Annotated in this window: 18 protein-coding genes and 1 tRNA gene; 8 read left to right on the top strand and 11 right to left on the bottom strand. The window is 63.8% G+C overall.

What is annotated here, in order from left to right; genetic code table 11:
• Nucleotides 1–152: 152 nt before the first annotated feature.
• The 4 genes from GE027_RS14145 to GE027_RS14130 form a co-directional block, all read right to left on the bottom strand.
• On the bottom strand, nucleotides 153–2762 hold the full coding sequence (locus GE027_RS14145; RefSeq protein ID WP_202617420.1) for an ATP-dependent RNA helicase: 2610 nt from the start codon (nucleotides 2760–2762) through the stop codon (nucleotides 153–155).
• Entirely contained in the window at nucleotides 2759–3490 is a 732-nt protein-coding gene (locus GE027_RS14140; RefSeq protein WP_153557852.1) for an alpha/beta hydrolase, read from the bottom strand. Before GE027_RS14140 ends, GE027_RS14145 begins: the two co-directional genes overlap by 4 nt.
• Nucleotides 3491–3703: 213 nt before the next feature.
• A complete protein-coding gene (coaD, locus tag GE027_RS14135; RefSeq protein WP_153557851.1) occupies nucleotides 3704–4231 on the bottom strand; it encodes a pantetheine-phosphate adenylyltransferase in 528 nt (175 codons plus the stop codon).
• Complete coding sequence (locus GE027_RS14130) at nucleotides 4228–5457, bottom strand: aminotransferase class V-fold PLP-dependent enzyme (protein WP_237607541.1); 1230 nt, start codon at nucleotides 5455–5457, stop codon at nucleotides 4228–4230. Before GE027_RS14130 ends, coaD begins: the two co-directional genes overlap by 4 nt.
• 107 nt (nucleotides 5458–5564) lie before the next feature.
• Between GE027_RS14130 and GE027_RS14125 the strand changes: the two genes are divergently transcribed.
• Both GE027_RS14125 and aroC read left to right on the top strand, forming a co-directional pair.
• Complete coding sequence (locus tag GE027_RS14125; protein ID WP_237607540.1) at nucleotides 5565–5807, top strand: hypothetical protein; 243 nt, start codon at nucleotides 5565–5567, stop codon at nucleotides 5805–5807.
• A 326-nt stretch (nucleotides 5808–6133) separates the two neighbouring features.
• Nucleotides 6134–7387, top strand: a complete 1254-nt coding sequence (gene aroC / locus GE027_RS14120; RefSeq protein WP_153557869.1) for a chorismate synthase — start codon at nucleotides 6134–6136, stop codon at nucleotides 7385–7387.
• Between the two features lie 245 nt (nucleotides 7388–7632).
• Here aroC and tsaB read toward each other — a convergent pair whose 3' ends face one another.
• Nucleotides 7633–8310, bottom strand: a complete 678-nt coding sequence (gene tsaB, locus GE027_RS14115; protein ID WP_153557849.1) for a tRNA (adenosine(37)-N6)-threonylcarbamoyltransferase complex dimerization subunit type 1 TsaB — start codon at nucleotides 8308–8310, stop codon at nucleotides 7633–7635.
• A gap of 138 nt (nucleotides 8311–8448) precedes the next feature.
• Here tsaB and GE027_RS14110 point away from each other — a divergent pair, with 138 nt between their 5' ends.
• The 4 genes from GE027_RS14110 to GE027_RS14095 all read left to right on the top strand — a co-directional run bounded on the left by GE027_RS14110 (nucleotide 8449) and on the right by GE027_RS14095 (nucleotide 11305).
• The gene (locus GE027_RS14110; RefSeq protein WP_153557868.1) at nucleotides 8449–9207 is read left to right on the top strand and encodes a metallophosphoesterase family protein; all 759 of its coding nucleotides are present in this window, start codon (nucleotides 8449–8451) and stop codon (nucleotides 9205–9207) included.
• A 5-nt stretch (nucleotides 9208–9212) separates the two neighbouring features.
• Nucleotides 9213–9968, top strand: coding sequence for a metallophosphoesterase family protein (locus GE027_RS14105; protein WP_153557848.1), 756 nt, complete (start codon nucleotides 9213–9215; stop codon nucleotides 9966–9968).
• Between the two features lie 3 nt (nucleotides 9969–9971).
• Nucleotides 9972–10787 carry a sugar phosphate isomerase/epimerase family protein gene (locus tag GE027_RS14100; RefSeq protein WP_153557847.1) on the top strand — a complete coding sequence of 272 codons (816 nt, stop codon included), beginning with the start codon at nucleotides 9972–9974 and terminating at the stop codon, nucleotides 10785–10787.
• A gap of 92 nt (nucleotides 10788–10879) precedes the next feature.
• A complete protein-coding gene (locus GE027_RS14095; RefSeq protein ID WP_153557846.1) occupies nucleotides 10880–11305 on the top strand; it encodes a VanZ family protein in 426 nt (141 codons plus the stop codon).
• A gap of 63 nt (nucleotides 11306–11368) precedes the next feature.
• On the opposite strand, the gene GE027_RS14090 is transcribed toward GE027_RS14095, so the two are convergent.
• Both GE027_RS14090 and GE027_RS14085 read right to left on the bottom strand, forming a co-directional pair.
• A complete protein-coding gene (locus GE027_RS14090) occupies nucleotides 11369–12193 on the bottom strand; it encodes a heme-dependent oxidative N-demethylase family protein (RefSeq protein WP_153557845.1) in 825 nt (274 codons plus the stop codon).
• Nucleotides 12194–12325: 132 nt separating this feature from the next.
• Nucleotides 12326–13072: a class I SAM-dependent methyltransferase gene (locus tag GE027_RS14085; protein WP_153557844.1), complete on the bottom strand. Its 747-nt coding sequence runs from the start codon at nucleotides 13070–13072 to the stop codon at nucleotides 12326–12328.
• Nucleotides 13073–13297: 225 nt separating this feature from the next.
• Here GE027_RS14085 and GE027_RS14080 point away from each other — a divergent pair, with 225 nt between their 5' ends.
• Nucleotides 13298–14251, top strand: coding sequence for an aldo/keto reductase (locus GE027_RS14080; RefSeq protein WP_237607539.1), 954 nt, complete (start codon nucleotides 13298–13300; stop codon nucleotides 14249–14251).
• A 434-nt stretch (nucleotides 14252–14685) separates the two neighbouring features.
• Here GE027_RS14080 and GE027_RS14075 read toward each other — a convergent pair whose 3' ends face one another.
• From GE027_RS14075 to GE027_RS14060, 4 genes are all read right to left on the bottom strand, one after another.
• Nucleotides 14686–16935, bottom strand: coding sequence for an NfeD family protein (locus GE027_RS14075; protein ID WP_153557843.1), 2250 nt, complete (start codon nucleotides 16933–16935; stop codon nucleotides 14686–14688).
• A gap of 125 nt (nucleotides 16936–17060) precedes the next feature.
• Entirely contained in the window at nucleotides 17061–18245 is a 1185-nt protein-coding gene (gene tgt / locus GE027_RS14070; RefSeq protein WP_390621599.1) for a tRNA guanosine(34) transglycosylase Tgt, read from the bottom strand.
• Complete coding sequence (locus GE027_RS14065; RefSeq protein ID WP_153557842.1) at nucleotides 18238–19563, bottom strand: DNA-directed RNA polymerase subunit alpha C-terminal domain-containing protein; 1326 nt, start codon at nucleotides 19561–19563, stop codon at nucleotides 18238–18240. The genes tgt and GE027_RS14065 overlap by 8 nt, the downstream gene beginning before the upstream one ends.
• 62 nt (nucleotides 19564–19625) lie before the next feature.
• Nucleotides 19626–19699 (bottom strand) — tRNA-Thr (locus GE027_RS14060).
• A gap of 280 nt (nucleotides 19700–19979) precedes the next feature.
• On the opposite strand from GE027_RS14060, the gene GE027_RS14055 reads away from it, so the two are divergent.
• The gene (locus GE027_RS14055) at nucleotides 19980–21287 is read left to right on the top strand and encodes a 3-keto-disaccharide hydrolase (protein ID WP_153557841.1); all 1308 of its coding nucleotides are present in this window, start codon (nucleotides 19980–19982) and stop codon (nucleotides 21285–21287) included.
• Nucleotides 21288–21341 lie beyond the last annotated feature (54 nt).

Here is a 21341-nt window from a genome sequence, read left to right as displayed (position 1 = left end):
GACAGCCTCCACAGGCTGGAAGCCTATGCCACAAAGTAGCTCGGCTGTCCCAGCCGAGAACAGCCAGGTTCACAGGCTGGAAGCCTATGCCACTGCTTTTCACAGGCTGGAAGCCTATGCCACTGCTTTTCACAGGCTGGAAGCCTATGCCACTAGTTGGCGTCGCGGCTGAGGCCGCGGCGGGTGGCTTGGGCGTTTTGCGGGTCTTCGGGCCAGTGGTGTTTCGAATATCGGCGTCGCAGGTCTTTGCGAACCTGGCTGTACGTGTTCTGCCAGAAACTGGCTAGGTCGTCGGTGACCTGCTGCGGCCGACCGTTGGGTGCCAGCAGATGCAGCAGTAGTGGCACGCGGCCGCCGGCGATCCGCGGCGTTTCGCTCCAGCCAAATAATTCTTGCAGACGCACCGCCAGTATCGGTGGCTTGCCCTCCTCGTAGGCGATCGCGATCTGATTGCCGCTGGGGACGGTGATCCGCTCCGGGGCCTGCTGGGCCAGGGCCTGTTGCTGCTCGAAAGAGAGCTCCGCCAACACGTAATCGCTCCAGGGCGCGGTCTTGACGGCTTGCAAACTATTTCGCCCGCGGCACAGCTGGAAACACACCCGTTGCAGTTGCTGCTGGTCCAAGGCCGGCAGGTCCAAGTCGGGATTCCACGCCCGCAGGCACCGCACGCGGGCGACCAATTGCTGCAGCCGGTCATCGTCCTGCGGCCAGACGCGATCCCACTGCCGCACCGCCTGGTCGAACAGCAGTTGTTGGCTCTGGTCGGGATCGGCGTTTTCGATCGGCGTTTCGTTCAACAGCAACCCATTCCAGTAGGTCCGCCGGCGTGCGACCACCTGTCGGCTGGTCGGATGAAAGAAACACTCGTCGCGTTGCTCGTGACCGGCCGGGTCCAACCAGTCCGCCTCGACCATCGACGCTTGGCGAACCCGAGCGTCGCCGGAGGACTGATGGACGTCGATCGCAAGAAACAATTCGCCCTGACGGACCTTGGATTCGCCGGCCAGCTTGACGCCTTTGCCACCGGCCGTGATTCCCCGATCGCTGCCGTGGCTGCGGCGCCGCGTCAGGCGGTCCGGATAGGCCGCCAACAAACAGCGCATGATCGCTTCGTCGGCGGCTTCGCCAGCGAGGGTCTGCGGTCCGGTACCGCCTTCGAGCATGGCGGCCAGTTGTTCGGCGACGCGGAAAACCTGTTTCGCGGCCGCCTGGTTTACGCCTTCGTCGTCCACCCCGTCGGCAAAACGTTCCAGCCGCAGCAGACGGTCCACCACATCGGATCGTCCCGTGCTGCCGAGGGCGGCGGGAGCACGGCGTTTCGGTCCGGGGCTGCGATTCTGGCCGGGGCCGCCGCGGCGGTCCTGACGCCGAATGGTCGACGCGGCCGCTCCACCGCGAAAGGGATCGCGTTCACCCAGCATCGCGGCGGTGATCGCGGCCCGCGCCGGCACGCCCAGTTGCTCGCCGGCAATTAATAACCTGGCCAGGCGCGGATGGACCGGCATCGCCAACATCCGCCGGCCCAGCGACGTGATGCCGCCGTCGTCCAGGGCGCCCAGGCGGCGGAGCAGCGTTTGGGCCAGGGCGACGGCTTCCTCTGCCGGTGGGTCCAGCCACGGAAAGGCCGCGACGTCCAGTTCGCCGAAACCGGCCAACTGCAACACCGCCCCGGCCAGATCGCTGCGGAGCACTTCCGGCGTATCGTAGGCCGGTCGGCCGCGACCGGCGGCCGCGGGCCACAGTCGCCAAGCCACGCCGGGCTGGGTCCGTCCGGCGCGGCCGGCCCGTTGATCGGCGGCGGCGGTCGAAATCGGTTCGACCTGCAGCCGCGGCAGGCCCACGTCGGAGTCGTAACGCAGGACGCGCGCCAAACCGCTGTCCACCACGGCCGTCACACCGGGGATCGTCACCGAGGTCTCGGCGATGTTGGTCGCCAGCACGATCTTACGGCGGCTCGATGGCTGCAGCACGTGGTCCTGCTTGGCCGGCGGCAGGTCTCCGTACAGGAGCAGGATTTCCGCATCCCGCGCGTCCGGCATCGACTTCAGCAACCGCTGCGTCTTGCGGATCTCGCCCACGCCCGGCAGGAAGACCAAGACGTCACCGGGGCTGGACCGCAGCACGGCGGGCATGACATCGGCAACCTGCTGTTCGATCGGCGAGCGCTGTAGCTGCTTGGCATAACGGACGTCCACCGGATACGACTTGCCCTCGCTGTGCACGACCGCGGCCGGACATCCGCCCTGCTGGAGGAAGTCGGCGATGGGCTCCGGGTCCAGCGTCGCGCTCATCACGACCAATCGCAGCTCCGGACGCACCGTCTGCTTCAACTGCAACAGCATCCCCAGGGCCAGATCCGCCTCCAGCGACCGCTCGTGAAACTCGTCCAACAGGACCGCATCAAAACCTTCCAGAAAGCTGTCCGACTGCAAGCGTCGCAGCAGGATCCCGGTCGTCACGGCCACGATGCGCGTCTGTTCGGACCACCGCCGATCGAAACGCACCTGGTAGCCGACGCGCCCGCCCACCGAAGTCTTCGCCAGGTGAGCCAGTCGTGCGGCAGCGGCGCGCGCGGCCAGGCGGCGCGGCTGGGCCAGCAAAATCCGCCCTTGCCGCTGGTCCGTGTCGAGGGCCAGCGGCACGCCCGTCGTCTTGCCCGCCCCGGGCGGTGCTTTGAGGACCACGGCGCCGCTGGCCTGGAGCCCCCGCAGCACCTCGGGCAACGCTTCGCGGATGGGCAGATCGTCGGGAATGCGATTCACGAGGCGGCCAGATCCTGAAGCGCGGTGCTGGTGGCGGACACCATTTCCGGTCCCACCGTGTGCGGCCCATCAAAGGCCAGGAAGTCCAATTCGACCTGGCCCTCGCGGAGCAGATCACGCAGGGCTTGAGCGCTTTCGAAAGGCAGGATCGGATCGGACGTGCCGTGGCTTTGGATCACCTTGGTCTCACTCAACCGCGGCAGTTGCGCCTGCCACTGCGGCTGGCAGATCAGCGTTCCCGACATCTGAAACAACAGCCGGGGCGGCTGGAGGTCGGAGCGCAGGGCGGTGTCCATCGTCAGCATGGCGCCTTGCGAGAACCCGCCCAACACCCACTGGGGCGAATCGGTCGCCAGCGAATCGAGCACCTGCTGGACCGTGGCGGCCAGTTTGCTGCGCGCGTTGTCCAATCCCGGCGGCTCGTGCTGGTGCAGTTCGGCGAACTGCCGCGCCTCGACGGCCAACATCAACCGCTGCATGTTCAGCGGCCACCAGGCCCGGGCGCTGGGCATGCCCATTTCGGCCAAGGTCAGCGGGGCAGAGGGAAACACGAACCGAAACTTCTGGGCGTCCTGGCCCAGGTTCTCGGCCCACTGGGCGCCGAAGGGGACCAGATCGTCCCCCGGGGCGCCATAACCGTGACACACCACGACGGCGTTGGTCGGTTCCTCTCCACCATCGATCACCACGCAGGTCAAATCGCCAATCGTCTTTTCGTAAGCCTTCATCGGTCGCTTATCTAGGGGAATGGTGTTTCGTTGGGTACAGGCTGGAAGCCTGGGACACTTCACTTCACAGGCTGGAAGCCTATGCCACTTCACTTCACAGGCTGGAAGCCTATGCCACTTCACTTCACAGGCTGGAAGCCTATGCCACATTACAGGCTGGAAGCCTATGCCACATTACAGGCTGGAAGCCTGGGCCTTGCTCGGGCGGCGCGGTTACGCGTTCGCCGAGGACGCGGCCAGGGCGGCCCGTTCGGCTTGTCGCTTGCGAACGGCGGGAATGATCTCGCGGGGCAGGAAGCGCGCCAAGCGTTCGTCGTCGCTGGACATCTGCGCGATCTGTTTCAGCAGGGAACTGCTGATGTGGGCGAAGCGATCGTCGGCCATCAGAAACACGGTCTCGATCGAGCGGTCCAATTGGCGGTTGGCCATCAGCATCGTGAATTCGCCCGCGATATCGGTCAGCGGCCGAATCCCTCGCACCATCACTTCGGCGCCACAGCGACGCACAAAGTCGACGGCCAGGTCGTCGAACGTTTCCACCCGCACGCGGGGAAGATCACGCGTGACCTGTTCGACCAGATCGACGCGCTCTTCGGGGGTGAACAGCGGATGTTTGTCCTTGTTGATACCGATTCCGATCACCAGCTGGTCGAACAATTCGCTGGCTCGGTGGATGATGTGCAGGTGTCCCAGGGTGACCGGATCGAACGAACCGGTGTAGACGGCAATTCGGTCTTTCATTTCGTCGGCTCCTGCACGGTTTGCTGCGCCGCACGCACTTGGAGGATCAATTTTTCGATATCGGCGGCATCGTTGTAGGCGTGGACACTGGCCCGAACGCCACCGCCCCGACAGCTGACCACGACGCCGGCTTCCAGCGCCCGTTTGCGGAACTCAGCCGGTTCGACGCCCGGGATCCGGAAGGTCACGATGCCGCTGCGGTTGTCTTTTTTGGCGGGCACCGACAGTTCGCAACCGGCCGCGGCCAATGCTTCGCTCAGCTCGGCGACCAGCTCCAACACGCGACGCGCGATGGCGTCCGGGCCGTGTTGTTCGATCACTTGCCAGAAGATCTGCAGGCTGCGGTGCATGGCCAGCAGACCGGCCATGTTCGCCGAACCGGCTTCGAAGCGAGCCGCGGAATCGCGAAGTTCGAATTTTGCGCCGCCGAACAGATGAGCGTTCTTGACGCTGTTCCATCCGACGGTGCGGCAGCGCAGCCGATCGATGTGCTGGCGACGGACGAACGCCAATCCGGCGCCTTCGGGGCCCAGCAACCATTTGTGTCCGTCGGCGGCCAGAAAGTCGACTCGGGTGCGGGACAGATCTAGCGGGAACACGCCCAGGCCCTGGATCGCGTCCAAAAACACCAGGGCACCGCGGCGGTGCGCCCGCTCGACCAACGCATCGACATCCAAGCGGTAACCGGTCGCGTACCCCACCCAACTGGCCGCGACCAAGCGGGTCGAATCGTCAATGGCCTCGGTGATTTTGTCCAGGTCGGCTCCCCGATCCGGTTCGCCCACCACCCGCACCTCGACGCCGCGATCCTGCTGCTGCAACCACGGGAACAGATTCGAGGGAAATTCGCCGGCCGGCAGGACCACATTATCGCCGCTCTGCCAGTCCAGTCCCTCGGCGACGATATTGATGCCGTAGGAGGTATTAGGAATCATGGCGATTTCGTCGGCATCGGCGCCCAGCCAGCGAGCGGCCGAGGCCCGCATCTGTTCGACTTCCCCCGACCACTCGAGCCAGTCGACGTCGCCCTGCGCGGCCGCTTGGGCCGCGAAAGCGGCTAGCCGATCGGCGGTCGGGCCGGGCAGGGGAGCCACCGCGGCGTGATCGAAATAGGCCCAGCGTTGGACCACCGGCATCTGCTGTCGCCACCATCGCCAGGGCGAGCGAGCCAACAAGTCGGCATCGCCGGGACCGGTGGGTTCATCTTCGGAGGAAACATCAGACATCGCAGGGCCGTTACAATCGGACGATCGCAAATCGAGAAAATTTTGACGAAATCGGGCGGTCTTGGGAAAATGCAGGCATTCGAATTATACTGCCGTTTGAACTCACCATGACTGTTCGCACCGTGATCATAAGCCGAGGATTCTTGATGCCCAAGGCGCTTTGCCTGACCAGCCTTGCGGTAGCCGTCGTTATCGTGCTGCTGTTCCTGACGGACCTGATCATGGGATTTGCGGGAATGACCGCCAGTTCTCCCCTGCGCGGCGCCAGCATGTTGATGGACGTGGCCTTTGTCGTGATCGGTATCGCGATCGCCGTGATGAGCTGGACGACCTATCGCGAACAGGGCTAGAGTCGCCTTTCGCTCCGCGAAAGTAGCCAGTGTCAAACAGTGTCGCCTTTCGCTCCGCGAAAGTAGCCCCAGTCAAACAGTGTCGCCTTTCGCTCCGCGAAAGTTGTCGCCGCCAAACAGTGTCGCCTTTCGCTCCGCGAAAGTTGTTGTGGTAACTCTCTCTACTTTCGCGGAGCGAAAGGCGACTCTCTCTACTTTCGCGGAGCGAAAGGCGACTCTTGCAACTTTCCCGGACCCGCAGGCCACACTAAACTCGTGGCTGGCAGTTTTTGCGTCCGCTCGCGACGGCAAGCCTTCTTTTTACCCTGCAAACCGGGATCAGCGACTTGGAGATTCTTGGCGGCCCTCTGTTCAGCGTGGCCGGCGCCGGTGAATCGCACGGCCCGGCGATCACCACGATCATCAACGGCTGTCCCCCCGGACTGCGGATCGAGCGAGAGGAGGTACAGGCCTATCTCGATCGCCGGCGTCCCGGTGGAAACAAACACGGCACCCCGCGCAACGAAAAAGACAAAGTCGTATTTCTGAGCGGTTTGTACGACGCTCGCGATCACGAGCGTTTGCTGGCCGGGCCGGAAATCTCCGTCGCCGTCGAGCAGAACACTTTCGCCACACAGTCTTACGAGTCGGGGCTGACGACCGGCGAACCGATCGCGGCGGTCGTGCTCAGCACGTCCAAGAAGTCGCGCGACTATACCCAGTTGGTGGGCACCGAGGGCGAAGTGCGTCCCGGGCACACGGATCTGGTGAAATTCTACCAGTCGCAGCAGTTCGTCGACGTCCGCGGCGGCGGCCGCTCCAGCTACCGCTCGACGATCAGCGACGTGATCGGCGGGGCGATCGCCCGCAAGTTTCTGTTCGAACACTTCGGGACCGTGATCCTGTCGTCGATCTCGAGCGTCGGACCGCGGAATGCCAAACTGACGCTGGCCGCCCACGTGGAAAAGATCCTTGCCGCCGGCCAGTCCAATCGCGTCGATGCGGACACCCTGCGGATGATCGCTCAGGGGCTGGAGAGCAACGAAATTCACACCATCGACCAAGCGTTTGCTCGCGATGCCGCCGAATTGATCATGCGCACCCGTCAGGACGGGGATTCCTTGGGAGCGGCCGTGGAGGTGGTGGCCGTCAACGTCCCGCCGCTGGTTGGCGAGCCCCTGTACCAGAGCCTGAAGGTTCGCCTGATGGGAGCCCTGGGCGGCTTGAACGCCGTGCAGTCGTGCGAGATCGGAGCGGGAAAGGCGGTCGTCAGCCGGCGCGGCAGCGAGAACAACGACCCGATCCGCAGCCAGGGCTACCAGTCCAACAGCCACGGCGGGTTGTTGGGCGGGATCACCACCGGAATGCCTCTGGTTTGCCGTGTCGGATTCAAACCCACGTCCACGATCCACAAACCCCAAAAATCGATCCGCAAAGATTACCAGGAGATCGACTTCCAGCTGGACAAAGGCCGGCACGACCCCTGCGTGGGCGTGCGGGCCGGGGTAACGCTGGAATCCCGGCTGGCGATCGAGCTGGCCAATGCGGTGCTGGTGCATCAGGCCCAGCACATCTCGCCCGCCGCCTTTCAGTTGTTTTAAGTGGCCTCAGGCTTCCAGCTTGTGATGTGTGGCATAGGCTCCTCACAGGCTAAGCACGTCGGCTTGATTATTTCGGTATAACCCTACGACAACACCCTCCTGCGCAGCGGGAGGGTCGGGCTCTTAGGCCCGGGGAGGGTCTTCGTGTGGGCCCTCTCCGGGCCTGAGAGCCCGACTCTCCCAGAGGGAGAGTAATACCTAAAAACATCTTGCGACGTGCTTAGAAGCCGATGCCACGGGATGGGCTACGTCGCCAATCGTTTCTCTTCGGCCGCACTGGGGCGGAGGTAGTTGGGGACCAGTTTCAGGGGATCGACCGGCGTTCGCGCGGCGGCTAACCGGCCCAGCGTGGCGGCGGTGGGACGCCAGGCTTGCGCGTCGACCAGAATTATTTCCGAAGAAATTTCCAAATCTGGCAGTCCCGCGGCGTCGCCGGCCAAGCCGCAACCGGCCGGCAACCGGGCCACCTGCTGCTGCCACTGGTCGGCCGGCCACACCACCGACCGAGCCTCCTCGGGCCGGCGGCGGTCGCAGTGGCGGGCGAAGACCTGGCCGCGATAGGCTTTCATCCCGACCAACACCTGCTGGATTGCCGGGGCGGCGTCCCAGGCCTGCCGAGCGATCAACTCCAGCGTATCGACGGCGACGAGCGAGCATTTCGTTGCATACGCAAGGGTTTTCGCGACTGTGGCTCCGATTCGCAGGCCGGTGAAGGAGCCCGGACCGATCGAAACGCTGACCAACCCCAGCGTCGAACCGCCGGTCCGCACCGGCTGGAGCAACCGTTCCATGGCCGGAAACAAACTGGCCGCCGTCCGCTGCTCGGCCGTCAATTCGATCTCCTGCTCGAGCCGGTCGCCTCGCAAAAGGGCCAGCGATCCGTGGCGACCGCTGGTTTCGATCGCCAGATGCCAAGGTGTCATGAAGAATTCCTGCTTTCAGAGGGATTGCTGTGAAAATTTGCTTGCCCCTACAATCTGCGGTGCCAGCGTCTGGCTTTTTGAGCCCTCAAAGCGAGGGCGGATTGGACGCGTTTGTCGGAATCCGATGGGACCACCGAAGTGAAGCGGGCCTTAATCAGCGACATCCACGGGAATCTCGAAGCCCTCCAGGCGGTCCTGGCGGATATCCGGGACAATGATGTCGATGAAATCTATTGCCTGGGCGATATCATCGGCTATGGACCGAATCCGTGCGAGTGCCTGGACCTGGTGATGAAACACTGCCGGGTGACGATCCTGGGCAACCACGACCAAGCGGCCCTGTTCGATCCCGACGGGTTCAACCCCGTGGCCCTGCAAGCGGTGTACTGGACGCGGGACCAACTCGATCGCGGCCCGGGCAGCAGCAGCACGGTCAACGGTCGATGGGATTTTTTGGGCGAACTGCCGCGCTTTCATAACGATGGCGACTTTATGTTTGTCCACGGCTCGCCCCGCGACCCGACCAATGAATATGTCTTCCCCGAATACGTCTACGACCAACGCAAGCTGGAGATCCTGTTCGGCAAGGTGGACCAGTACTGCTTTATGGGGCACACCCACCTGCCGGGCGTGTTCACGACGCACTGCGAGTTCTTCTCGCCCGAGGAATGCGACCACCAGTTCACCCTCGGCGACGAAAAATTGATGGTCAACGTGGGCAGCGTCGGACAACCGCGGGACGACAACAACCAGAGCTGTTACGTGATCCTCAACACCGAGGACCGCAAACTGCAGTTCCGCCGCATTGCCTACGATTTTGACAAGACTGCCGAGAAGATCTACCAGCAGCCCGACCTGGCCAACATGCTGGGCGATCGCTTGAAACAAGGACGTTAGCTGCCGTGACGCGACGGGCCATCATCAGCGATATCCATGGCAATCTGGCCGCTCTGGAAGCGGTCCTGGAGGACATCCGCTCGCAGGACATTCACAGCATCGTCTGCCTGGGCGACACGGTCGGATACGGTCCCGAACCCTGTGCCTGTATCGACGCGGCGATGCAGTTTGATTTCTCCATCCTCGGCAACCACGACAACAGCGCGCTGTTCGATCCCGAAGGCTTCAACACGGCGGCCGAACAAGCCATCTTCTGGACCCGGTCCCAGCTGGAATGCGGTCCCGACGGCCCGGAGGCCAGCCGCCGGCGGATGGAGTTTCTGCTGGAACTGCCGCGCGTCATTCGCGAAGACAACGTGCTGTTCGTGCACGGTTCGCCGCGGGGACCGACCACCGAGTACGTGTTTCCCGAGGACGCGAACCACCCGCGCAAGATGGAAAAGCTGTTCTCGCTGGTACCCTGGCTGTGCTTTCAAGGCCACACCCACGTGCCCGGTATCTTTACGTCCGACATGCGTTTCACGCGCAGCGAAGACGTCGAGGACCGCTTTACGTTCAGCAGCACTCAGAAGGCCATGGTCAACGTCGGCAGTGTCGGCCAACCGCGCGACCAGGATCCGCGCAGTTGCTATGTGATCTTCGACGGCCAGAGTGTTCAGTTTCGCCGAATCGAATACGATATCGAGCGAACGGTGAAAGCCATCGAGGACGAACCACAGCTGGATAATTTTCTTGGATATCGCTTGCGGGACGGTCATTGAATCATGAAGTTTGCCATTTGTAACGAGACGTTCGGAGATTGGCCGCTGGAGAAGGCCGTGCGGTATGCGGCCGGCGCGGGCTACACCGGCTGGGAAGTCGCTCCGTTTATGTTGACCGACGACCTGCCGAATTATTCCCAACAGCAACGCGTCGAGTACCGCTCGGTGGTCGAGGACGCCGGCCTGCACGTGGTGGGCCTGCACTGGTTGCTGGCCAAGACGCAGGGCCTGCACCTGACCAGCGGCGACGTGCAAACGCGCCAACGCACGGCCGCCTACCTGTGTGAATTGGCCAAGCTGTGCCGGGACCTGGGCGGCAAGGTCTTGGTCCTCGGTTCGCCCCAACAGCGGAATGTCCCCGAGGGCATGAGCCAAGAAGAGGCCCTGGACAACGCCACCGAGGTGCTCAAAAGCGTCGTGCCGACCCTGTGCGACACCGACACCCGCATCGCTCTGGAACCGCTGGGACCGGCCGAAGGCAATTTTCTGAATACCGCGGCCGAAGCTCGTGAGTTGGCCGATCGGTTCGGATTCGATTCCGTCGGCATCCACCTGGACGTCAAGGCGATGAGCAGCGAAGCGATCCCGATCCCGCAGGTCATCCGCGAAACGGCCGACAAACTGCTGCACTTCCACGCCAACGACCCCAATCGCCGCGGTCCCGGAATGGGCGACGTGGCCTACGAACCCATCTTCGAAGCCCTCCGCGATATCCAGTACGACGGCTGGGTCAGCGTCGAAGTGTTCGACTACGAACCCGGCGTGGAGAGCTTGGTCGGCGACAGCATCCGCTACATGCAGGACGTCCTCAGCTCGTGAACGCCGGCCAGCGGCCGTCTCGATGGCCCGGCCCGCGGCCGTCGCGCTCGTCCGGCCCGCGGCCGTCTCGATGGCAATTCGCGGCGATCGGGATGCTGTTCGCCGTAGCGGTCGCGGCCCTGCTGGTGCCTTCGCCGTTCGACGGCCGAGCGGCGACCACCAGTTTTGATCTGTTGCACTTCCCGTGCTTTGCGGTGTTCAGCATCGCGGTCCTGGCCATGGCTCGCCGCCTGGGCTGGCGCTCGGCCGGCCGCCGGGCGGGCGTAGCGATAGCGGTCCTGGCGTTCGCCATGGCGATGGAAGCCCTGCAGCAGTTGTCGGGGCGCTCGCCGACGACGCACGATATGGTGGCCAATGCCGCGGGCGTCGTCTCGGGTTGGATGCTGTACGAAGCGTGGCGACAACCGCAGGCGATGCCGCGCCGCGTGGCGATAACGCTCGCGTTCGTCTTGTTGGCGTACACCAGTTACCGGCCGGTGCTGACGCTGTGGGACCTGTGGCAACGATCCCAAGGCTAAGTGGCATAGGCTTCCAGCCTGTGGATTGGGCTCCTTCAATGGTCGAAAAGCCTGTGCCACGTTTTACCCTGCCGCCGAACGAAGGTACTCCATCAACTCGCAACGAAACGGCCAGATGCCTTTGTAGCGAAGTGTGGCTTCGGGACAGGTTTGCAGCGTCCCGAGCAACCGCCCGCGTTGTGGAGCGTCCAGCGATTCGACGGCCACCTGATAGGTGTGGATCGTAAACAGGATGGCTCCGCCGGCCAGCCGCGTCATGGTCTGGCGTTCGACCCGAAACCAGCAGCGTCGGCCCGCGTTGCGGGCGGTGATCGGTTCGGCCCGGCAAGCCAACTCCGCCAGCCGGGCGGGCGTCTGGTTCAATTCCGCACTGCTGCGCACGCCCCAGTTCAGCCGCCATACCGGTCGCAGAGGTTTTAATCCGCGCAGCAAGCGTACGGTCTTGTCGGCGGCCAGGGCTGCGAACTCGGGGACCACGTCATGCACCTGCCATACGTTCTGCTCCAGCTTCTCCTCGATCGACCATCCGCTGGGAAAGCAGACGACGCCGGCACAGATGGGATAGCCGGCTGAGAAATCGTCGCGCAGCAGCACCAGGTCCTCTTGAACCTGCCGTCCGGCCGTCAACAAGGGTGGCTCGCCGGACGGAGGTTTCGTCAGCACACCGCCGGTCTGGCGATCGATCCAGTCGAAGGCGTCGCGTTGGGCGTCCAGCGAATCGGCGGCAGCGCGAAAGTGGGCGTCGCGATTCTGGTCCAGCAGCGAAGCGCGCAGAGCGAGCTCGGCGGCATGTTCGCCGGTGACGTCAATGATCGACTGCTCGGCCGGCAGGGCGCGGACGCCAAAGTCGTGTCGAAACCGGTCGCTGGCCAGCGGAAAGTATTGCATGAGTCGCTGTAAATGCTGGAGTCTAGGCTTTAGCCGACCCGAAGCGCCACGAAAATCGCCTAAAGGCTAGACTCCAGCGCCCCAACCGCGTCTGCCTTCCAAACTCTGGCGAGTTCAGCTACGGGCATTCAGCTACTTGCCGCGGCGGGTAAAGGCGGCCGGGTAACCGTACCAATCAGGCGAGAGCGTCGCCTTGGTCGCCAACAGGACGGCCTTGGCGTGCAGATGCTCCGGCCCGTGAGTGTAATCCCACTCGGCGCGTTCCTCATAGCGCAGGACCCGCAGGCCCGGCGTCTCGATCGCCATTTGCAGCAGCCGGTTGGGCGGAAAGTGATTGATCACGTGGCTGGCGGTCTCGCTGACCGGTCCCTGCCGCTGGGCCCCGGCACCGTAACTCGAGCCCGGATCATCGCTGGTGTGCACCTCTACGTACATCGCACCTCGCTCCTGGAGGGCGGCGACCATCTGCTGCCACAGCCGCCGGCTGGCCGGCATCGGGATATGGTCCAGGACCGTGGTGGCGACGATCACACGGTAGGCATTCGGTTCCAGTTGGCAGTCCTGCACATCCATGGCTTGCGTGGTGACGCGGGCGGCCAAGCCGGACGCTTCGGCACGGCGCATGACCAGATCCAGCCCGCGCTGCGAGCGATCGATGGCCACCACCTGCAATCCCGCTCGAGCCAGTTCCAGCGTATCACGCCCTCCGCCCGCACCGAGATCCAGGGCCCTGCCGGCGGGATGACACTGCCGCAGGTAGGCGGCCAATTCGGCCGAAGGCGTCATCCCATAAGCGGGCTGTTCGCGGTCATACACATCGTAGAACGGATCGTCGTCGGGACTCGCGTCTTGCGACGCAGCCGATGGGGGCACATCCATGGAAGGGAACCAACCAGCAAAGAGATATCGGGGTGGAGGAATCTCACGAGCCGGCGCCGGCTCGTGGTCAAGGATCACTGCTCGGCAGCCTGTTGATCCGCGGGTTTATTGTAACCGCTGCGAAACCCACCCGCCGCGGCTACAATTGGTCTGCATCAGCGGGTGCGCCCCTTCACCGCCCCTGCTATCTCTGGCCGGACCGCAACGAGACAAAGGACGCAAACCGTGCTGCGACGCTTGGGCAATACCGACCTGGATGTTTCGCCGGTCGCGATGGGATGCTGGCCCATCGCCGGAATGACCAGCGTGAACGTGAACGACGAGGACAGCCGGCGGACGTTGCGGGCGGCCCTGGACGCCGGAATTAATTTCTTTGACACGGCGTACGGCTACGGCCGCAACGGCGAGAGCGAACGACTGATCGCCCAGGCGCTGTCGAACGATCGAGACCGCATCGTGTTGGCGACCAAGGGCGGCATGCACTGGGATGAGCAAGGCCAACGCGTGCTGTGCGCCCGGCCGGAAACGCTGCGACGAGAATGCGAACGGTCGCTGCAGCGTTTAAACACCACCCACGTCGATCTGCTGTACTTGCACGCCCCCGACCCCGACGTGCCGGTGGCCGAATCGGCCGGAGCGCTCAAGGCGCTGCTGGACGAAGGCAAAACGCGGGCAGTGGGCGCGTCGAATCTGGACACCGAACAACTGGACCGGTTCGCTGCCGAGTGTCCGCTCGCCGCGGTCCAGCCACCGTACAACATGCTGCAGCGCGAGATCGAACAGGACATCCTGCCCTGGTGCCGCCGACACGACGTCGCGGCCGTTGTCTACTGGCCGCTGATGAAAGGATTGCTGGCCGGAAAACTCCGCCGCGACCACCGCTTCGCCGCCGGCGATAGCCGCGCAAAGTATCCGATGTTCCAAGGCGAACAGTGGCAGCGGAACCAGGACTTCGTCGACCGCCTGCGCGAGATCGCCGCCGCTCACCAGCGAACGGTCGCCCAGTTGGTCGTGGCCTGGACGATTCGTCGCGAAGGCATCACCGCCGCCCTGTGCGGTGCCAAGCGAGCGCATCAGATCGAAGAAACCGCCGCCGCCATGCAGTGGCAGCTGGACGAGGAGACAAGAGCCAAGGTCGATCAAGCGCTGCGGGAGAGGGAGGCGCAGGAGGCGAGTTAAGGACGTTCGTTCTCGAACATCCTCGATGTTGCGGAGCGATTGATTGTGGTAGCCCCGGGCGCGGCTGCAGCGCCCGGAGCTTCGCATGCCAACCATAGAATCCGGCGGAATCTGTGTACGGGAAAAACCGTTTACTCCCCTCTCCCCCGAAGCCTGGCGAGCCTAAGCGAGTCAGGCTTCGGGGGAGAGGGGTTGGGGGTGAGGGGGGGCCAGCAGAGCAGCAGCACCCTGGCCGCACCTCGATGCGGTGCGGAAACCGGAAAGACGTACGCAAACAGGCATTCCGTTGCACCTGAGCCCCCTCACCCCCGGCCCCTCTCCCACCACTGCTTCACTCGCTGACGCTCGCGGCGCCGCGGGGGAGAGGGGAGAAAAGATTGCCTTCTACCGCTCCGAGCCAACCATAGATTCCGGCGGAGCCGGCAAATCTCAAATCAACCTTCGCTCTCGGCGGCGGACTCGACGACGATGCGGTTGCCGTGGACTTCGAACACGCGGATCGCTTCGCCGTCGCCGATGGCCGTCCCGTCGCTGACCACTGCGAACACTTCGTCGCCGATTCGCGCCTTGCCCGCCGGCCGCAGGGGCGTGATCGCCGTACCCACGGCGCCCAACAGGTGGTGGTAGTCGACCAACTGCTCACGTTGCTCGACGATTTCGGCATCCGGCGTGGCCAGGTGGAGGTAGCCGAACAGTTTGGTGTTGGGCAGCAGCAGGCGGAGCAACAGAAAGCCGCCCAGCAGGCCACCACAGGCCACGATCACGGTCCACAGTGTCTCGGTGGTCTTGGCGTACTGATAGGGGTTCTGCGGGATCACAAAGGTTTGACTGGTCAACACGACTCCGCCGACCAACAACAGCAGGCCGCCCAGCCCGAACACGCCCGCCCCGGGCACGACGAAGATCTCGATCAGAATAAAAATCACGCCCAGCGTAAACGCCAACACCTCCAGCCATTCCGCCGTCCCGGCCAGAAAGCTCATCCAGAAGAACAACCCGAAACACAGCATCGAGATGAATCCGGGCACGCCCAACCCCGGCGCACTGATCTCCATCGAAAACGTCATAAACGCGATCAACAGCAACAGCATCGGTAGAAAAGGGCGATTGCCCAGCCATTCCACGGCGCGGATCACGGGGCGGTCGGAGACGCGTTTCAGCGGCTGCTGCAAGCCGATCGCCGCCTTGACATCTTCCAGACTGTCGGCCAACCCATCGGCCAACCCCAGCTCCACGGCTTCGGCCCCGCTGAGGCCGTCGGCCAGATCCATCCGAGCTCCCTGCGACCACCGCTCGCTCGGCGCCTGTTCCTGCTGGACCTCCCATTCGATTTGCCGCTCGGTGGCGTACCGCACGCGGCCCGTCTTGGTATCGGTGTAGCGGTATACGACCAGTTGAGAATCCAACAATCCTTCCAGCAGCGCGGCCGGGCGACCGGCATCGCCGGCGACTTGCTGGATCGCTTCGCGCAACTGTCGCACCTGGTCGGAGGAAAGGTTCTGAGCGCCCGGTCCGCCGAGACGCGCCTCGGCGCTGACCAACAGCGGACGGCAGGCGGCCGCGACCAAGACCGCATCACCCAACGCCTCGTTGCCGACCCAGCCGGCGGCCACACGGCCTTCGTTGGGAACGATCGATAACGTGCTGGCCAAACGCATGCTGTCGTTCAGACTGCCGCCGGGGCTGTCGATCGCTACGACCCAGGCCCCGCCGGCCTCCTGGCTCTGCGGAGCGGCCAGGTTCGCTTCTAGACGGCGGATTTTGGCCCCGGTCATGTTGCCGTTTAATTCGATCAGGGTGCCGGATTCCACGCTGACCTGCTTGACCGCTTCGGGTTCGGCCAATTCGGCGATGTCCAGCACATCGGCGGCCTGCCGCGCCGACGCCACGCGGTGGCTGGCCAAACGAGCCGCCCGCAGTTGATCGCTGCCCAACAACACCGTCTGCCCGACGGTAGAAATCTGTTCTTCCTGCAGGTTCTGGCCTTGGTCGCGGATCTCGGCTAATTGCTGCCCTCCCACAAAGACTTCCGAGCCGTCGACCTGGGTGACGCGAGCCAGTTCCATGTCCGGATCCAGCATCGCCCGCACCAGCGGCTTGGGAAAAATACCGCGGCGGCCGGCGATCGATTCGTACATCACCGCGACCGTCTCGTCGAAGGCGGGTTCATCCAACCCGGCATCGCCCAGCTGGGCGTCAGAGGTGACGATCACCTGATCGCAGGCCAGCACCGTCAATACGGCGTGCCCGCGAACCGGCCCACGCAGAAAAGCCACCATGCGCAGCGATCGCAGTTCGGGACTACCGATCGCGCGAGCCAGCCGCTGGGAGTTTTCCAGTTCGGTTCCCTGGCCATCGCCCGGTCGGTCGGGGTCGCCAAACTGCAGGATCACCGCTTGCCGTCGCCCGGCACCGGAGGTTTTCTCCGCCAACGACTTCAGCGTCGCCACGATCGCCTGGCTGCTGTCGGCCGTGATCGGCAGCGGGACCTCGATCAGGTAGCCGCGTTTGGCTTCGCTCGCTGCCGGTTCCTCCGCCGCGGCGTCCTGAGCGAACGCCTTGCCAGAGACGCGGAGCCCCAGATCCGCCTTGACCAGGTCCACCGTGACCAGGTCCACCGTGACCGGCCCCACGATGACCAGCCCCACAGTGACCAGCATCCAGCCGCAAAGCAATCGCAACATGGCTCGAACTATCACAAGAAGGCAACGAAGAACCGCCGTCAGAGGATGGACGACACGACGGCAGCAAACCTGACCGCGGCGGGGGAACCCGAGCGTTCCCATCCGCCTGGGTGGTGGTAGCCGTATTATACCGCCTTGGCAGCCCCGGCACGGTCCAGTTCCCGGTGGCGAGCCAGCAATTCGGCGAACGTGCCGTCCAGGATCGCCTGCCGGGCCTGGTGCATGATCCGCTGGTAGTAGGTCAGATTGTGCAGGGTCAACAGGATGGGGCCGAGCATCTCGCCGGCGACGAACAGGTGCCGCAGATAGGCCCGGCTGTGCCGGCACGCCGGACAGGGACAGTTGGCCTCCAGCGGCCGCGGATCGTCCTGATGAACGGCGTTACGCAGCTTCAGCGGCCCCTGGTCGGTGAACGCAAAGGCGTTGCGACCGTTGCGGGTGGGCATCACACAATCAAACAGATCGACGCCGCGCGCGATCGCTTCGAGCATGTCGATCGGGCGGCCGACGCCCATCAGATAACGCGGCTTGCCCGCGGGCAGGTGAGGGCAGGTGGCGGCGATCACGCGGTACATGTCCGGCGGCGGTTCGCCCACGCTCAAGCCGCCGATAGCAAAGCCTTCGAAACCGTGCGGGGCCAGATCGCGGGCGCACTGGCCGCGGATCGTTTCATCCAGTCCGCCCTGCACGATGGCAAACCGCGCCTGATCGTCGCGGGTGGCCGCATCCAAGCACCGCCGTGCCCAGCGCACCGATCGCTCGGTGGCGTCGATCACCGCTTCGTCCGAAGCGGGCAGGGCGATCACATGATCCAAGACCATGGCCACGTCGCTGCCCAGCGATTCCTGGATCTCGATCGAATGTTCGGGCGTCAGGTCGATCTTGCGGCCGTCGATGTGACTGCGGAACACGGCGCCGCGTTCGTCGATCTTGGTCAGGGCCGAAAGCGAGAAGATCTGAAACCCACCGCTGTCGGTCAGGATCGGGCCGTCCCAGTTCATGAACCGGTGCAGGCCGCCCAGCTTGCGGACCAGCTCGTGACCGGGGCGCAGGGCCAAGTGGTACGTGTTGCCCAGAATCATTTGGGCGGTCACGTCGGGCAGGGTCGACACGGTTTCCCGCAGAGAATCGCCGGTGACACCTTTGACCGTGGCCTGGGTACCGACCGGCATAAAGGTGGGCGTCTGCACGTCGCCATGCGGCGTGGTAAAGACACCCCGCCGAGCTTGGGTTTGCGAATCGCTCGCGAGCAACCGAAAGGGAAAGCGTCCCGATCCAGCAGCGGCGGGCTCCGGAGCCGGATCAGTCACCGCGAAGCTTCAGGCCCAGTTCGTCCAGCTTTTCGCGGACTTCGGTCAGACTGGTAACGCCAAAGTTCTTGCACTCGAGCATCTCGTCGCCGGTCTTGCGAACCAGTTCCCCGATCGTGTTCAGGCCCAACCGGACCATGCACTTGCGAGCCCGCACCGAGAGGTTCAGGTCCGAGATCGGTCGATCCAACAGAGCCTGTTCGTCGGGCGACATGTGCGAGGTATCGATCGGCGGATCGGGCGATTTCTTCTCGTGTGCGAATTGCCCCAGCGACAAGCCCTTGCTGGAGAGCATCTCGCGGATCTCGTACAGGCTGGTCTCGCCAAAGTTCTTGCTGGACAACAGCTCGCCTTCGGACGTGCGAGTCAGGTCGCCCAGGGTCTCGATCCCCATTTTCTGCAGGCAGTTGCGGCTTCGCACCGACAGCTCGAAGTTCGCCACCGGCAGGTTCAGGACCTGAGCCAGGCGATCGTTTCGGCGCTGGGTTTCCTCGTCGTACAGGACGTTGCCCAGGGCCGAGGCGTCCTTCATGTACAACGTGGCACGGGGGTGGTCCGGGTAACATTCCAGGATCCGCCGGTAGCACACCTGGGCGCGGTCGAATTGGTTGCGATCCTCGTAGATGGTGCCGAGGTTGATCAACACGCCAACGCCGGTGGGGAACGCGGCCGCGGCTCGTTCGTACAAGGCGACCGCTTCGTCGTCGTTGCCATGACGATCGTTTTCCAACGCCAACCCGAACAGGGCACCGGCATGCGACTCGTCGATCTGCAGGGCACGTTCGTAGTGGTTGATGGCTTCGGGCATCTTGTCGCCGATCGCCGCCACGGTGGCCGCTCGCTGGTACTGATATTCGGCGGTCTGCTCGATGGGCCCGAACATATCGTCCAGGATCGCCATGGAACCGTCCAAATCCCGCATGTACCGCTTGGCTTCGGCGATCGCCAGCTTGCAATCGTCTTCGCTGTAGCCGGCTTTCTGAGCCGCTTCGTACTGCGAGATCGCCTCGGTGTACTCCCCCAGCTCGAAGGCACAGCGTCCCAGATAGAACTGGGCCAGGGCCCCGCCATCGGAGCTATTGAGGGTCTCACGAGCCTGCTTGAATTTGCCCAGCAACAACTGGCAGACGCCCAGTTTGGTCTGCGTGGCGGGACTGCGATTTTCGTCCTGCTCCATCTGGCCAACGGCATCGCGCAGCTCGCCAAAATGCGTGAAATCCGAAGCAATCGCCGAACGAATGTTCGAAATTTCCTGAGGACCAAAAGAGGTGTTTGCCAGCACCACTTCCTTCAAATCGACAACTTCGGCTTCGGCCATAACGGGAGTGTCTCCGCGGGACGGTAGGGGCTGCAGAGCGTTGCAGCCTGGAGAAACAAGAGAGCCAGCGGTGGGATTTGAACCCACAACCCTCGCATTACGAATGCGATGCTCTGCCAATTGAAGCTACGCTGGCGAATTCGCTCATCTGGGAGTCCAAGAGAATACGAAGGCCGAGGTGGTTTCGTCAATAGCCGGGCCCCTGGAAATGGCACAGCGGTCTCCACAGCCCCCCGCGGGGGCTGGAACCGAGACCGAAAAAATCCCCGGCCAGGATGCCAATGCGGCCTCCCTGAGGCATAATAGGGCCGCACCGCAACGCGGCGTCCCTCCGGCGGTCGCCCGTCCCGAGCCGCGGTCGCCCGTGCGGATTCGATTCCCTTCCTCCTTTCCTGTTTGTAGGACCCCACCTCACGATGCGCATCGAACTTTATCGCCTGCTGGGCTTGGCTTTGCTGCCCCTGTTGGCCGCTCCGCTGGCTTTCGCCGACCAGCCCCAAGACGCCGATTTCAAACTGCTCTCCAGCGGCGACGACCTGCTGTCCCAGTGGCATGGCATGCCGAACCTGGACCCTCGCAAGTACGACGACCAGAGCGAGGAGCAGAAGGCCAAGTGGAACGAGGAAATCAAAAAGCACTGGAAGATCGAAGACGGCGTCATCATCAATGATGGTCACGGTGCGTACCTGACCACCAACGAAGACTACGGCGACGTCGAACTGCGTCTGAAATACAAAACCGTGCCCCGAGCCGACAGCGGGATCTACCTGCGAGGAACGCCCCAGGTGCAGATCTGGGACACGACCGACGAAGGCAAATGGAAGATCGGCGCCGACAAAGGCTCCGGCGGCCTCTGGAACAACGCCCCCGGCGCGCCCGGCAAGGACCCACTGGTCAAAGCGGACAAACCGTTTGGCCAGTGGAATGACGTGCGGATCGTGCAGGTCGGGGCGCGTACCAGCGTCTGGCTGAACGATCAATTGGTCGTCGACCACGCCCTGATGCACAACTACTGGGATCGCTCCCAGCCGCTGCTGGCCTCCGGCCCGATCCAATTACAAACCCACGGCGGCGAAATCCAGTGGAAGGACGTCAAGGTCCGCCGCATCGGCAGCGAAGAGGCCAACGAGATCCTGGCCAGCCACAGCGACGACGGTTTTCAGCCCATCTTTGATGGCAAGTCGCTGGACGGTTGGGCCGGTGCCGTGGCCGATTACGAAGTCAAAGACGGGGCGATCCAGTGCCGCAAAGGCCACGGCGGCACCCTGTACACCGAGGAAACCTACGGCGACTTCAAAGTGCGCCTGGAATTCCTGCTGCCTCCGGGCGGCAACAACGGCCTGGCCATCCGCTATCCCGGCAGTGGCAACCCGGCCTACCAGGGCATGACCGAATTGCAGGTCCTGGATAACACGGCCGACAAATACGCCAAACTGGATCCGCGTCAATTCCACGGCTCGGCCTACGGCATGGCCGCCGCCGCTCGCGGTTACCTGCGTCCGGTCGGCGAATGGAATTTCCAGGAGGTCACCGTGGACGGTTCGAAGATCCGCGTCGAACTGAACGGTTCGGTGATCCTCGACACCGACCTGTCGGAAATCACCGAATACATGGCCGATAGCGCCCACCCCGGCAAAGACCTGGCCGAAGGCCACTTCGGCTTCGCCGGCCACAGCGACCCGGTGCAGTTTCGCAACGTGTCGATCAAAACACTGGACAAGTAAGCCTCGCGTCCAACCGTGACTGAGCCTTCCGCGGCCGCGGCGACCAAACGGTCG

This window comes from Roseimaritima sediminicola, from assembly GCF_009618275.1.
GTDB lineage: Bacteria > Planctomycetota > Planctomycetia > Pirellulales > Pirellulaceae > Roseimaritima > Roseimaritima sediminicola.
This window is presented reverse-complemented; position numbering and strand designations above follow the sequence as displayed.